Consider the following 14016-nt stretch of genomic DNA (forward strand, 5'->3'; position numbering starts at 1 on the left):
GTCCGGCGGTCCCCGCCGACGTCCGGGAGCCGGTCAGACGTCCAGCAGCGTCCTGATCGGCTCGAGGGTGAAGTAGATGACGAAGAGGACGGCGGACAGCCACATGAGGGGGTGGACCTCGCGGGCCTTGCCGAGCGCCACCTTGAGCACCACGAAGGTGATGAAGCCCGCGCCGATGCCGGTCGTGATCGAGTACGTGAACGGCATGAGGATGATCGTGAGGAACGCCGGGATGGCGATCTCGTAGCTGGACCACGTGATGCCCGACACCTGCATCATCATGAGGAAGCCGACGATGACGAGCGCCGGCGTCGCCGCCTCGTACGGGACCATCGCCACCAGCGGGGACAGGAACGTCGCGAGCAGGAACGCGATGCCGGTGACGACCGATGCCAGGCCCGTCCGGGCGCCGTCGCCGACCCCGGTCGCGGACTCGATGTAGCTCGTGTTCGACGACACGCTGCCGGCGCCACCCGCCGCTGCGGCGAGCGAGTCGACCACGAGGATCTGGCGCGTGCGCGGCGGGGTGCCCGTCTCGTCGAGCAGGTCGGCCTCGGCGCCGATGGCGACCATCGTGCCCATGGTGTCGAAGAAGTCGGCGAGCATGATCGAGAAGACGAGCAGGACGACCGCGACGATGCCGATCTTCTCGATCGACCCGAACAGCGAGAACTGGCCGAGCAGCGAGAAGTCCGGGGCGGCGACGAGCTGGTCGGGCAGCGCCGGGACGTCCAGGCTCCAGCCGTTCGGGTTGTCCTCGCTGCGGCCACCGATGCCGACGATCGCCTCCAGAGCCACCGCGAGCAGGGTCGCGGTGACGATGGAGATGAGGATCGCCCCGCGCACCCGGCGCGCCATGAGCACGATCATCAGCAGCAGCCCGACGACGAACACCAGGATCGGCCACCCGACCAGCGACCCGCCCGTGCCCAGCTGCAGCGCCGTGCCCTGACCCTGGGTCACGAACCCGGCGTCGACCAGGCCGATGAGGGCGATGAACAGGCCGATCCCGACGCTGATCGCCGTCTTGAGCTGCACCGGCACGGCCCGGAACACCGCCTCGCGGAACCCGGTCAGCACGAGCACGAGGATGATCAGGCCCTCGAGGACGACCAGGCCCATCGCGTCGGCCCACGTGACGTCCGGGAGGGACGCGATCGAGAACGCGACGACGGCGTTGAGGCCCAGGCCGGCCGCGAGCGCCAGCGGGAAGTTCGCGACGACCCCCATGAGGATCGTCATGACGCCGGCGACCAGCGCCGTGGTGGCGGCGACCATGCCCAGGTTCGGGCCGTCCGTCCCGCCGCCCAGGAACTGCCCGGTCCCGTCCGGGATCGTGCCGATGATCAGCGGGTTCAGCACGATGATGTAGCTCATCGCGAAGAAGGTCACGAGCCCGCCGCGCACCTCGGCGCCGACGGTCGAACCGCGCTCGGTGATCTTGAAGAACCGGTCGATCGCGCCGGTCGGGGCCGCCGGCTTCGTGGGGGTCGAGGTCGCCATGAGCGCATGGTGGCAGACGGCGACGTGCCGCCACGTCGCCGTCCGTGACAGTTCACATGCCCGCAACACGGGCACGGGCGCGGGCGACGCGACAGAGATCACAGGCACGGGCCCTTGATGAGCCGCCGACCCCACCGATCGGGTCCAGGCCCGCCAGGGCAGCCCTGCCGCGAGGCGGGGACCCCGAGCCACGAACCGGATCTCGACTACGTGGCCTCTCGACGACAGGACTTCCCGTGCGCGACGCACCTGCAGCCGGCGCTCGAACGCTCGCCACATCCCTCCCCGCCTGGGCAGCCGCCCTCCTGGTGGGCCTCACGACCGCGCTGGCGGGCGCGGTCGGCGTCGCCGCGGGTGCTCCGGCGGGCGCAGCCGTGCCGACGATCAGCCCCACCACCTGGTATTCGCTGGTCAACTGGCGCAGCCGGGACACCCTCGGCGTCGACGCCGCCTCCCTGCTCCCGGTGCCTCCGTCACCCAGCAGGCTGCGGGGGTCGCCACCCACCAGAAGTTCCGGTTCGTCCCGGTCGCCGACGGGCGCTACGAGCTGCAGGCCCAGCACTCCGGACTGGTCGTCGGGATCGACGCGCGCACCGGCTCGCTGGCCACCCAACGCGTGCGCAGCGGCGCCCCGACCGAGCAGTTCTCGATCGCCCCCGGCTCGTCCGGTCGCATCAAGCTCATCAGCCGGGCCAGCGGGATGGCACTGGGGGTGGTCGGCGCCTCGAAGGTCGACGGCACCCGGCTCGACCAGGCACCGGACACCAACGCCACCCATCAGCAGTGGACGCTGGTCAGCCGCGACGCCGTCACGACCCCGGCCGCCGAGCCGTCGGCGGCTCCGGCGCCTGAGCCCGTGCCCGTGCCGGCCCCGGATGCCGTCCCTGCGCTGACCTTGACCTACCTCTACCCCCTCGTCGACCCCACGGCCGGCCCGGGTGCGGCGAACGCCGGACCGCGGCAGCTCATCGGCGTCGACCCGGGTCACAGCACCACGCCGGGCGTGGTGCTCCCGTCCACGGTGTGCGTGCCCAGCGGCGTCGAGATCGTCCGGACCGCCGGCCTGGCCGAGGCGGACGTGCCGACGTGGATCCTGCCCGGCTCCTCGCTGCCCGCGGGCGTGACCGTGGCCAGCGAGCACCACCCGCTCGAGCACTACGGCCTGTCCTCCGACTGCGGTGACGGCACCCTGCCGGAGGACACCACGCCGGACGAGGTCACCCCGATCGAGCCGCCCGTCAGCGCTCCCGCCCCGGCGCCCGCGACCAGCGGACCGGGCACGTGGGCGCCCTGGCCGACGGCCACGGCGTCCCGGAAGGTCTCGGCCACCATCGAGGTCACCGGGACGTTCGACGGGAACCTCACCGAGTACTACGGCCTCAGCAGCGGGGACCAGACCGAGGGCCAGCCGCCCATGTTCGAGCTTGCCGACGGCGCCCGGATCAAGAACGTCATCCTGGGCGTCGGGGCCGGTGACGGCATCCACTGCCGCGGTACGTGCACGGTCGAGAACGTGTGGTGGCTCGACGTCGGCGAGGACGCCGCCACCTTCAAGGGCACCTCCGCGACGCAGACCATGACGGTCGTGGGAGGTGGCGCCCGCAAGGCCTCCGACAAGGTCTTCCAGCACAACGGCCCGGGCACCTTCATGATCCGCGACTTCCAGGTGGAGGGCTTCGGCAAGCTGTACCGGTCCTGCGGCAACTGCTCGAAGCAGTACGCCCGGACGGTCGTCGTCGACGACGTCCGGGTGCAGGCCCCCGGCAAGTCCGTGGTCGGGATCAACTCCAACCTCGGCGACCGCGCGACGCTGACCCGCCTCACCGTCGTCGGCGACCCCTACCGGAAGATCTCGGTGTGCGACGAGTACCGGGGCGTCACGTCTGGTGAGCCGACCAAGGTCGCCAGCGGCCCGTCCACCGCGTGCGGCTACACGGCGTCGGACGTCACCTACCGCTGACGGCCGGACCTGCTCGGCCCCGAACGCACGATGCGCGGCTGCCCGACCCCGGAGGGGCGGACGGCCGCGCATCGCGCGTGCTACCGCTGGACGGTCACTTCCAGGTCAGCTCGCTGACACCGATGTCCTCGCCGAGCCGCTGTGTGTAGATCCCGGCCGGCCAGGCGCCGGAGGCGTCGAGCCCGTTGGCCAGCATCCGGGCGATGCCGATGGCACCGGTCGCCTGGAAGTGGGTGTTGTCCACGATGCCCTCCTCGTAGTTCGGAGTGCCGACCGGCATGTGCATGAACCACTGCTTGCTGGCCTCCGGGCCGAGCTCGGTGTACTTCGCCAGGGTGGCCGACGTCAGGTCGACGACGGGCACGTCCTGGCTGTTCGCCAGCTCGATGGCCGCCTCCGGGTAGCCCTTGTGGGTCACCAGGGCCGGGCCGGTCTCCACGCCGTTCACCGTGGCGAACTTGCGACGCTCCACCGAGGCCACCATCACGGGCTTGGCGCCGCGCGCCTTCGCACCGTCGATGAACAGCTGCAGGTTGTACTGGAACGTCCCCGGCGTCCGGGCGTCGCCCAGCGGCACGAACTTCGCCGGGTCGTCGTCCTCGTCGTTGTGCGCGAAGCTCACCAGCAGGTAGTCACCGGGCTGGATCTCGGCCCAGATCTTCTCCAGCCAGCCCTCGGCCATGAACGTCTTGGTGCTCCGGCCCGACTGGGCGAAGTTGCGCACCGTGACGCTCTCGTCGAGGTAGAGCGGCAGCGCCTGGCCCCAGCCGGCCCGCGGGGCGCGGTCGGCCTTGTAGTCCGCGGCGGTGGAGTCGCCGGCGACGAACACCGAGATGTCGCCGTCGGTCTCGCCGACCGGGACCGTCGCGGAGGCGGTGGCGGCCGTCGCGAGGTTGCCCACGAAGTCCACCGCGACGACCCGGTAGTGGTTCTCCAGGCCCCGACCCGCGCTCATGTCCGTGAAGGACGTCTGGCTGATCGGCTGCGGCGTCAGCTGCGACCAGATGGTCCCGTCGCCGTCGAAGCCGCGGTACACCAGGTAGCCCTTGACGTCGTCGGCCGTCGAGGCGGTCCAGCTCAGCTGCACCGTGCTCGTCGTCGCCTCGTCGAAGTCGGCCGTCACCGTCGCCGGGGCGTCGGGGGCCGTCACGTCACCGGCGTCGGGGGCGTGCTGACCGGTGGGGTTCCACCCGTCGGTGCCCTCGAGGTAGTCCCACTTGGTCATGCCGGCGGCCTCGGCCGCGGACAGGACCGGGCGGTCGGCGCTGGCTGCACCGGCCCCGGCACCCGAGTTGTTGAACTCGGCGAACCGGCCGTAGGCCTTCCAGTCCAGGCCCGCGGAGGAATCCCGCCACGGGGTGGCCCGCACGGCGGCCGGCAGGACGGTGTCACGGACGAGCACCTGGCCCTTGAACACCTCGTCCGGGGACCACGGGCGGCCCAGGTACAGGGCCGTGTCACTGGTGACCGTGCTGTCGGTCAGCAGGAAGCCGAAGCCCTGCGCCGCGTAGGTCCGCGAGGCGAACACGTACGGCGTCGAGACGCGGTTCGTGATGTGCACCTCGGTGCGGTCCAGGACGGCGGTGCCGCGGCCGTAGACCGCGTCGACGTCGCCCTCGATGTAGCTGTCCACGAAGTACGCACGGCCGAGCACCGTGGCGTCCGTGCCCGAGCGCGTGCTCACCTGGAGCGTGTTCTTGTTGCCCAGGACGCGCACGTTCTCGAAGACGAGGCGGTCGCCCTCGGTGTGCAGGGCGGACGCGGTCTGGTCGCCGGCGGCCTCGTCGTAGCTGTTGGAGATCGTCAGGTCACGCATCGTGACGTCGCCGGCCTTGACGTAGACCGTGCGGCTGCCGGAACCGCCCAGCGTCCCGGTGCCGTCCGGCTTGGGCGTGCTCGCCGCGTTGTCGTAGTCGATCACCACGTCCGCCGCGTCGCCGGTGGACCCGACGAGCTCGACGTACGCGTTCTCCAGCGTCAGCGTCTCGCGGTACGCGCCCGGGAGGATGGCGATCGTCTTCGGGTCCGCCGCGGTGCCCGCACCGGCCGCCGTGATGGCCGCCTGCACGGTGGTGTAGGCGCCGTCCGCACCCGACGGGTCGACCAGCAGGTCGTGCGCCGGGATGGTCGGCTCGACACCGGTGACGGACGCCGAGGACGACGCCGCCGACTCGTTCGCCGCGGTGTCCACCGCGGTGACGACGTAGTGGTAGGTCGTGCCCGCCACCAGGCCGCGGTCGACGTACTCGGTGCCGGTGATCTCGGCCGCGGTGAGCAGGTTCTCCGCGGTGAGCTCGACCGTCGCGCTCGTCGAGCGGTACACCCGGTAGCCACCGAGGTCGGTGGCCGCCGAGGCGTCCCAGGCGAGCGACACGGTGCCGGTCTCGTTGGCCGTGGCTGCGAGGCCCGTGACGGCGTCCGGGGCCACCAGGTCGGTCTTCGGCGGCGTGGTCCCCGTGGGGTTCCAGCCGTCGGTGCCGGCGAGGTAGTTCCAGCGCGTGTACTTCTGCGACTGCTCGATGCTCAGCTGGGGACGGCTCGCGTTGACGACCGCACCCGGGCCCGAGTTGTTGAACTCGAACAGACGAGCCTGGTCCCAGGTGACCATCCAGTTCGCCCAGGCGTCGTCGCGGATCGCGGCGGGCAGGACGGTGTCGCGGACGACGGCCTGCGACCACGCGGTCTCGGCGCTCATCCACGGACGTCCGAGGGAGAACGTCTTGTCCGGGGCGTCGCTGGTGACGACGGAGTCGGTGATGAGGAACCCGAACTCGTGGGTCTCGTCGGTCGACGGCGCCAGCATGTAGCCGTTGTTGCTGTCGCTGCCGCGGGTGGACAGGTGGATCGTGCTGTCGTCGATGACGACCGTCCCACGCCCGTAGATGAAGTCGACGTCGCCCTCGATGTAGCTGTCGATGACGTAGGTCCGGGCCGGGACGCCCTGCATGCGGGAGTTGAACAGGACGGTGTCCTGGTCACCGAGCAGGCGGACGTTGCGCAGGATCCCCTTGTCGGCCTGCGTGTGCAGGGCCAGCGCCTGCGACGAGCCGTTGGCGGCCTCGTCATAGTCGTTCTCCAGGGTGAGGTCGAGCAGCGTGGTGCCGGTGGCGTTCTTGGTCAGACGCACCACCGTCGCGTCGCTGCCGTACGCCTGGCCGTCGGCCGGGTCGATCTCGGCCGAGGCCCAGTCCTCCACGATCCGCACGTCCGCCGGGTCCCCGGTGCTGCCCTGCAGCGTGAGGTACGGCTTGTCGACGTTGAGGATCTCCCGGTAGTCACCGGCCACGACCAGGATGACGGTCGGGTCGGCCTCGGTCCCGGCCGGGGCGGCGTCCACCGCGGCCTGCACCGTCGGGTACGCACCGGCGGCGCCGGACGCGTCCACGAGCAGGTCGTGGGCCGGCAGCGGCTGACCGAACACGGTGACAGTGGCCGTCGCCGCGACGGAGGCGTTGCCGGTCGTGTCGACCGCGACGACCCGGTAGTAGACCGTGCTGCCGGCGGCGGCCGACGTGTCGGTGACCTCCGAGGCGGAGAGCAGCCCCTCGGTCACCGGCAGGAAGAGTCCGTCCTGGCTCGTGGCGCTGTCCACGCGGTACCCCGCGAGGTCGGCCGCGGCCGAGTCGTCCCAGTTCAGCGTGACCGTGGTGTCGGTGGTCGACGCGGTGGCCGTCAGGCCGGTGACCTGGTCGGGGGCGACGACGTCGACGACGGGCTCGGTGCTCCCGGTGGGGTTCCAGCCGTCGGAGCCGGCCAGGTAGTCCCACTTCGTGTACTCGGTCGCCTGCGCCGGGGTGAGCTGGGGCCGCGTCGGGTCACCGGCGACGGCGGCGCCGTCACCCGTGTTGGCGTACTCGAAGAAGCGACCGTCGGTCCACTCGTTCGGGGACATGTTGGTCCACGGCTGGGTGGTCTTGATGGCGCCGTCGAGCACCGTCTCGCGGATGGTGACCTGACCACGTGAGTTCACGTAGGTCGTGCCGCCGTCGTTGGTCTGGGTGTTGTCCGTCCACGCACGCCACGGGCGGCCCAGGTGGAACGTGTCGTCGACGGCGTCGCTCTCGACCACCGAGTCGGTGATGAGGATGCCGTACTCGGAGTTCGTACCGGTCGACGCAGCCGTGAGGTGACCGTTGTTGCTGCTGCTGTTCCGGGTGGAGGCGAAGATCACGCTCGAGTCGATGACGGCGGTGCCGCGTCCGTAGACGAAGTCGACGTCACCCTCGATGTAGCTGTCGACGAAGTAGGACCGGCCCGGCTTGAACACGTTGGGCGTGCTCACCTGGATGGTGTCCTGGTCGCCGACGAACCGCGTGTTGGCGAAGACCAGCCGGTCCCCGGTGGTGTACAGAGCGAGCGCCTGGCTGCTGAGCGCGGTCTCGTCGTAGGAGTTGATCACCGCGATGTTCTCGACGCGCACGTCGCTACCCGCGATGACCAGGGTCGCGCCGAGGTCGGTGACGCCGGCCTCCTTCTGGTAACCGTCGTGCGTGATCACCGTGTCGGCGGCGACCGTGGTGCCACCCAGCAGCGTGATGTTGCTGTTGTCGATCCTCACCCGCTCGTCGTACGTCCCCGGCATCACGAGGATGACCGTCGGGTCGCCCTCGGTGCCGGCGGGAGCGGCGTCCACCGCGGCCTGGACGGTCGCGTAGGCGTCGGCGTCGGCCGGGTCGACCAGCAGGTCGTGCGCCGGCAGCACCAGCCCGTTCGGGACCGCGGTGGCGACCGCGGAGAGCTCCGAGACGTTGCCGGACGTGTCCGTCGCCGTCACGGCGTAGCGGTACTCGACGCCGGAGACGACGGCCGGGTCGCGCAGCGCGGACTCGGTCACGAGCTCGGTGGTGATGGCCTCGAGCTCGCCGTCACCGGTGGCGCGCCACACGGTGTAGCCCGCGAGGTCGGCGTCGGTGCTGTCGGCCCAGTCGAGCTCGACCGCACGGTCCGCACCCGTGGCCACGAGAGCCGTCGGAGCGGCCGGGGCGACGAGGTCGGCCGGCGGCTCCTCCGAGCCGGTCGGGTTCCAGCCGTCGGTCCCGCGCAGGTAGTCCCACTTGGTGTAGTCGTTCGACTGCGCCGTGGTGAGCTGCGGACGGGTGTCGTTCACCGCGGCGCCCGCGCCGGTGTTGTTGAACTCGAACAAGCGCTCGGTGCTCCAGGTGTTCCCGGAGTAGTCCCGCCAGGCGTTCGTGGCCCGGAAGCCCGCACCGAGCTCGGTGTCGCGGATGGTGACCTGCGACGACGTCGTGTCCAGCGTCCCGCCGTCGTAGTAGGCGCGGCCGAGGTACGCGGTGGCCGCGGTGTGGTCGGTCGCGACCCGGGAGTCGGTGATGAGGATGCCGTACTCCAGCGACTGCGCCAGCGAGCTGTCGGCGAAGTCGACCGTCGAGGCCAGCAGACGGAAGTCGACGTCGTCGAACACGGCCGTGCCGCGCCCGAGGATGGTGTCCGCGGATCCCTCGATGTAGCTGTCCACGAAGTACGCGCGGGCGAGGGTGCCGACGCCGCCACTGGTGGGCTGCACGACCTGCTTGCCGCCGACGAGGCGGACGTCGCGGAACACGACACGGTCCTGGTTGGTGCGGACCGCGGTGTCGTTGCCGGAGAGGGTGACGTCACCGGCGTGCTGGATCGTCACGTGCTGGACGGTCCAGTTCTTTCCGGAGTTGTTGAACGTGATGACGTTCTTCGTGCCCTGGGTGATGACGACGTCGGCCGGGTCACCGGTCGCGCCGATCAGGTTGACGCCCCAGCGGGAGCCGCTGGCGACCGCCTCGGTGTAGGTGCCCGGCATCACGAGGATGCTCTTGGGCGCCGCGCTGTAGTCCTTGCTGTTCGCCAGCAGGTCGATGCCGCCCTGGACCGTGGTCGCGGTGGCCGCGTCGGCGGTGGCGTCGGCGTCGACGACCACGTCGAAGAGGTAGCGCTGGGCTGAGACCTCGCCGGAGACGACCGACTCGTTGCCGGCGGCGTCCACGGCCGTGACCGTCCAGGTGTGCAGCGCGCCGACCGGGGCGGTGGCGTCCGCGAACGCGGCCTCGGCGACGGGGGCGTCACCGGAGACGAGCTCGGCGGCGCCGCCCGGGGCGGTCCGGTAGACGCGGTAGCCGACGACGTCGGCCTCCACGGCAGCGGTCCACGTCAGGTCGACCGCGGAGCGGGAGAGCTGGTAGCTGACGTCCGTCGGCGCCGCCGGCGGCACGTCCGGGACGACGACCACGCCGTCGAGGGCGATGTCGACCGTCGACCCGGCGTCCACCACGACGGGGGTCGCGGCGTCGAAGCCGTCGCCACCGTTCCAGCGGCTGGGGTAGCCCGGCTCGTTGGGCTGCACGTACAGCTTGTAGATGCCCTCGGCGAGGCCGCTGACCCGGTAGGCGCCGTCCGCGCCGCTCGTGGCGTTCTTCACCCAGAGGCGGGTGTCGGCGGTGTAGACGTTCACCGACGCGCCGGCGAGCGGGCCCGCGGAGGTGGTGACGACCCCGGAGAGGGCGTGCGTGCCGGCCAGGGGGATGTCGACCGTGGTGGCGGAGTCGACCTCGATCACCGTCGCGGTGTCGAACGCGAGCGCGCCGAGCCAGCGGTTGCCGTACCCGGCCTCGTTCGGCTGGAGGTAGAGCTTATAGGAGCCCTCGGCGAGCCCGGCGACGCTGTACGTGCCGTCGGCGGCGGTGGTGGTGCTCTTGACCCAGGTGCGCGTGTCGGCGGTGTAGACGTTCACGGCCACGCCGGCCAGCGGCCCGGAGCCGGTGGTGACGGTGCCGGAGAGCGCGTGGGTGCCGGACAGGGCGACGTCGACCGTGGTGGGTCCGGAGACCTTCAGCGCGGTCGAGGTCTCGAAGGAGACGCCGCCGAACCAGCCGTTGGAGAAGCCGGCCTCGTCGGGCTTGAGGAACAGGCGGTAGGAGCCCTCGGCCAGGCCCGCGACGGAGAAGGCGCCGTCGGCGGCGCTGGTGGTGCTCTTGACCCAGGTGCGGGTGTCCGCGGTGTAGACGTTCACGGACGCGCCCGGCAGCGGGCCGGCGCCGGTGCGGACCACGCCGGACAGCGTGTGCACGCCGGAGAGCGCCACGTCCACGACGACCGGGGCCTCCACGGTGATCGCGGTGGCGGATTCGAACGTGCCGCCCCCGTGCCAGCGGTTCGGGTAACCGGGCTCGTTGGGCTGGATGAACAGCCGGTACGCCCCCTCGGGCAGACCGGACAGCGTGTACGAGCCGTCGGCCGCGCTGGTGGCGTTCTTGACCCAGGCGCGGGTGTCCGCGGTGTAGACGTTGACCGACGCGCCCGCGAGCGGGCCGGCGCCCGTGGTCACCACACCGGTGATCGGGTGGGAGCCGGTGAGGGCGATGTCGACCGTGGCCGTGCCGTCGACGGCGATCTCGGTGGCGTCCGCGAAGGCGGCGCCGCCGAACCAGATGTTGGGGTAGCCCGCCTCGTCCGGCTTGACGTAGAGCTTGTACGAGCCGGCCGGCAGGTTGGCGAGGGAGTAGGTGCCGTCGTCCGCGCTCACCGCGTTCCGCAGCCAGGTGCGGGTGTCGGCCGTGTAGACGTTGACCGAGGCGCCGGCGAGCGGCGCACCGCCCGCGGTGACCGCGCCCGCGATGGAGCTCGAGCCGGTCGGAGCGGCCGTGGCCGGCGCGGTGGCGACGGGCAGCACGAGCAGCGCCACCGCCATCACGGAGGTCACGACCGAGCGCAGCCGGCGGCTGCGCTCGAGGCGGGCCGCCGGGTCACCGGCGGTCACGGATCGGTCGGCGTCCGGCCTGCCACGGCGGCCGGGCAGGGCGCGGGTCAAGGTGCGCGCGAAGGCGTCTCTCATGCGGAGGGGTCCTCGGGTGTGAGCACGGCCCGGTACGGCGTCGCCGTCCGGCATTTTTCCCGAGGTGGGGTTCGCTCTGGCTCCTCGTCAGCGCCGCGACCAACTACAGCTGACGGATCTTCGCTCCCTGGGGCTGGACAAAGAGTACGTTTCCGCGCGAAACGGATATAGGGGGCAGGTCCTGTGATGTCAGCCACTTTTTGGGCAAGCGCTTACCCGCAGCGTTTCACCAGGTCAGAGGCCCGCGTGCCGAGCCCAGAAGCCCGGCGGGGCGGATATTCCGGCACGGGTTGGTCCATTCGGGCGACGCCGTGCCCCCTCCCACCTGGGCGCACGCTCCCCACGCCCCCGCGCGCCCCGCCTCGATCCTGGCACCGGTGCTCACACCGGCCCTCGATGCGCCGATGGGTAGGGGGCGCGAGCGCTGCCCTCACCGCGAGGTGCCGGTACCCGCGCGCTAGGGTGACCGGCGCCACGGCGCGGGGGCCGGTGCACGTGACACCCGGAGGTGACCGACAGTGCTCCTCCCGACGCCGCCACCCCCGACGCCGCCGTCGGCAGGTCGACGGGCACACACGGCAGGGACAGCACAGACGGACGTCGCCAGATCGGCCCGCCGGCCGTGAAGATCCTCCTGGTCTCCCACCACTACGCGCCCGAGGTCGGCGCCCCGCAACGGCGCTGGAGCGCTCTCGTCCCCCGCTTCATCGCGGCCGGGCACCGCGTGGCCGTGCTGGCCCCCTCGCCGCACTACCCCGCCGGGACGGCGACCACCCTCACTCCCGAGGAGTCGCCCGGCGCGATCGCGGTCGGCGACCACGGCGAGACCATCTACCGCCTGCGGTTCCGGGAGCACGGCGCCGGGCTGCTCTCGCGCTCGACCGATCAGGCGGTCACCGCCGCGCACGCCGCAGCACGCGGGACGCTGCACCTGTCCGGGCGCGGCCGCCGTCCGGACGTCGTCCTTGCCACGGTGCCGGGCATCCCCTCCATCGGCGCCGGCGTCGTCCTCGCCCGCTCGCTGCGCGCACCGCTGGTCGTGGAGATGCGGGACGCCTGGCCCGACCTCGTCGAGCCCAGCGGGATGCTCACCGGCTCGGGGACGCGCCGCAGCGGCTGGCGCGGCGCCGTGACGGCGCAGGTCCACCGCGCGATGACGTTCGCGCAGCGCGACGCGGCCGCGGTCGTCACCACCACCGAGTCGTTCGCGCAGGTCCTGCGGGCACGCGGCATGCGACGGGTCGACGTCGTGCGCAACGGCGCCCCCTGGACGAGATCCCTGCGCTGCCACCGCGCCCGCGCGACGACGCGACACTGCACGTCCTCTACCTGGGCACCGTCGGCCGCAGCCAGGGTCTGGCCGTCGCCGTGCGCGCCGCGGCGGATCTGCAGGCACGCGGGGTGCCGGTGCGGCTGCGCATCGTCGGGGCCGGGGCGGAGCGCCCTGGCCTGGAGCACCTCGCGGCGTCCCTGCGCGCGCCGGTCGACTTCCTCGGCCCGGTCCCCCACGCGGAGGTCGTCCACCACTACGGGTGGGCTGACACGCTGCTGGTGTCGCTGCGCGGCTGGGGACCCTTCGAGTGGACCGTGCCCTCCAAGCTCTACGAGGTGCTCGCCACCGGCCGCCACATCACCGCGGCGCTCGCCGGGGAGGGCGCGGGGCTGGTCAGCCGCACCGGGGCGGGCGACGTCGTGACGCCCGAGGACGCGAGAGCGCTCGTGGACCTGTGGACCACGCTGCAGCGGGACCGGACGCGCCTCGTCGTCGACGGGCGCGGGCGGGCGTGGGCAACCGAGCACGCGGACTTCGACGTGCTCGCCGAGCGCTACCTGGCGGTCCTGCACGACGTCGTCGGCCACGGGACGGGCGGTCGGTCCTCGCCCCGGGCGCCGAACGGTGAGCCGTAGCGCGGCCGGGCCCAGCGGCCCAATCGTGGGAATCACCCGCGACCGGCTCGTCAAAGCGGGCGCTGACAGGGCAGGCTCGCCGTCACGAGCACGTGGGCACAAGGGCACGAGGTCAGGGGAGACATGCGCGCGACAACTTCGCGGACGGTGGGCGGCCGACAGGAACAGGGCGCGGCAGGCCGCTCGCACCACCCGCTGCTGCCAGCGGTCGGCGTGCTGCTGGCCGTCGGCGTGCTGGCAGGGTGCACCGGGGCCGACGACGACGCCACCCCCGAGCCGACCGTCGAGGTCACCGAGCCGACGGACACCGCCACGCCCGCCCCGGACGAGATCGTCGCGGACTCCGCTGACGATGACGCCTGCGCCCTGCTGCCCGAGGGCGAGCTCGCGCAGGTCGTCGGCGAGGACGCCGCCCCGCAGCCCATCCCCAGCGGCGGGTGGATCGCCGGCCAGTGCTCCTGGAGCGGCGCGACGACCGGCTTCCTGCTGAGCATCGGGACCGAGGAGAGCATCGCCTCGTTCGAGGACCCCTCCGAGGGGGACGCCGAGGCGAAGCTCGCCGCGTTCAGCAGTCGCCAGGCCGACGCCGCGCAGGAGATCCCCGACCTCGGTGACGGTGCGGTCGCCGGGCCGTCCGGCGTGGCCGCACGCGTCGGCGGGACCTACCTCGAGCTCGAGATCCTGAGCCTGTCCCCGGAGCAGGCCGTCGATGTGCTGCAGCTCGCGGTGGACAATCTGGGGTCGTGAGACGCACCCGGACGGCTGCTCCCCGCACGCGGGGCGCGGCCCGAGGGGTGGAGCTGGTCACCAACGTGTCCGTGAC

At 72.1% G+C, this 14016-nt stretch carries 5 protein-coding genes and 1 pseudogene; 4 read left to right on the plus strand and 2 right to left on the minus strand.

All coding sequences use genetic code 11. The features are described from left to right. Positions 1-33: 33 nt before the first annotated feature. On the minus strand, positions 34-1503 hold the full coding sequence (locus tag REH70_RS16310) for an NCS2 family permease (RefSeq protein WP_310748882.1): 1470 nt from the start codon (positions 1501-1503) through the stop codon (positions 34-36). 616 nt (positions 1504-2119) lie between these two features. Here REH70_RS16310 and REH70_RS16315 point away from each other — a divergent pair. Further along, positions 2120-3463: a pectate lyase gene (locus REH70_RS16315; RefSeq protein WP_310748884.1), complete on the plus strand. Its 1344-nt coding sequence runs from the start codon at positions 2120-2122 to the stop codon at positions 3461-3463. Between the two features lie 94 nt (positions 3464-3557). Here REH70_RS16315 and REH70_RS16320 read toward each other — a convergent pair whose 3' ends face one another. After that, positions 3558-11285, minus strand: a complete 7728-nt coding sequence (locus REH70_RS16320; protein ID WP_310748886.1) for a pectinesterase family protein — start codon at positions 11283-11285, stop codon at positions 3558-3560. A gap of 724 nt (positions 11286-12009) precedes the next feature. Between REH70_RS16320 and REH70_RS20860 the strand changes: the two are divergent. The 3 genes and pseudogenes from REH70_RS20860 to REH70_RS16335 form a co-directional block, all read left to right on the plus strand. Continuing rightward, positions 12010-12486 (plus strand): annotated as a pseudogene (locus REH70_RS20860) (glycosyltransferase); the annotation flags it as partial. Between the two features lie 167 nt (positions 12487-12653). Continuing rightward, complete coding sequence (locus REH70_RS16330) at positions 12654-13193, plus strand: glycosyltransferase (protein WP_310748889.1); 540 nt, start codon at positions 12654-12656, stop codon at positions 13191-13193. A gap of 213 nt (positions 13194-13406) precedes the next feature. Beyond that, entirely contained in the window at positions 13407-13940 is a 534-nt protein-coding gene (locus REH70_RS16335) for a hypothetical protein (RefSeq protein ID WP_310748891.1), read from the plus strand. Positions 13941-14016: the final 76 nt, after the last annotated feature.

The sequence above is a fragment of the Cellulomonas sp. ATA003 genome (assembly GCF_031582905.1).
Classification (GTDB): Bacteria; Actinomycetota; Actinomycetes; order Actinomycetales; family Cellulomonadaceae; genus Pengzhenrongella.

Coding starts and splice junctions, on each gene's coding strand:
- REH70_RS16310 (WP_310748882.1), bottom strand. CDS start 1,503: ATGGCGACCTCGACCCCCACGAAGCCGGCGGCCCCGACCGGCGCGATC.
- REH70_RS16320 (WP_310748886.1), bottom strand. CDS start 11,285: ATGAGAGACGCCTTCGCGCGCACCTTGACCCGCGCCCTGCCCGGCCGC.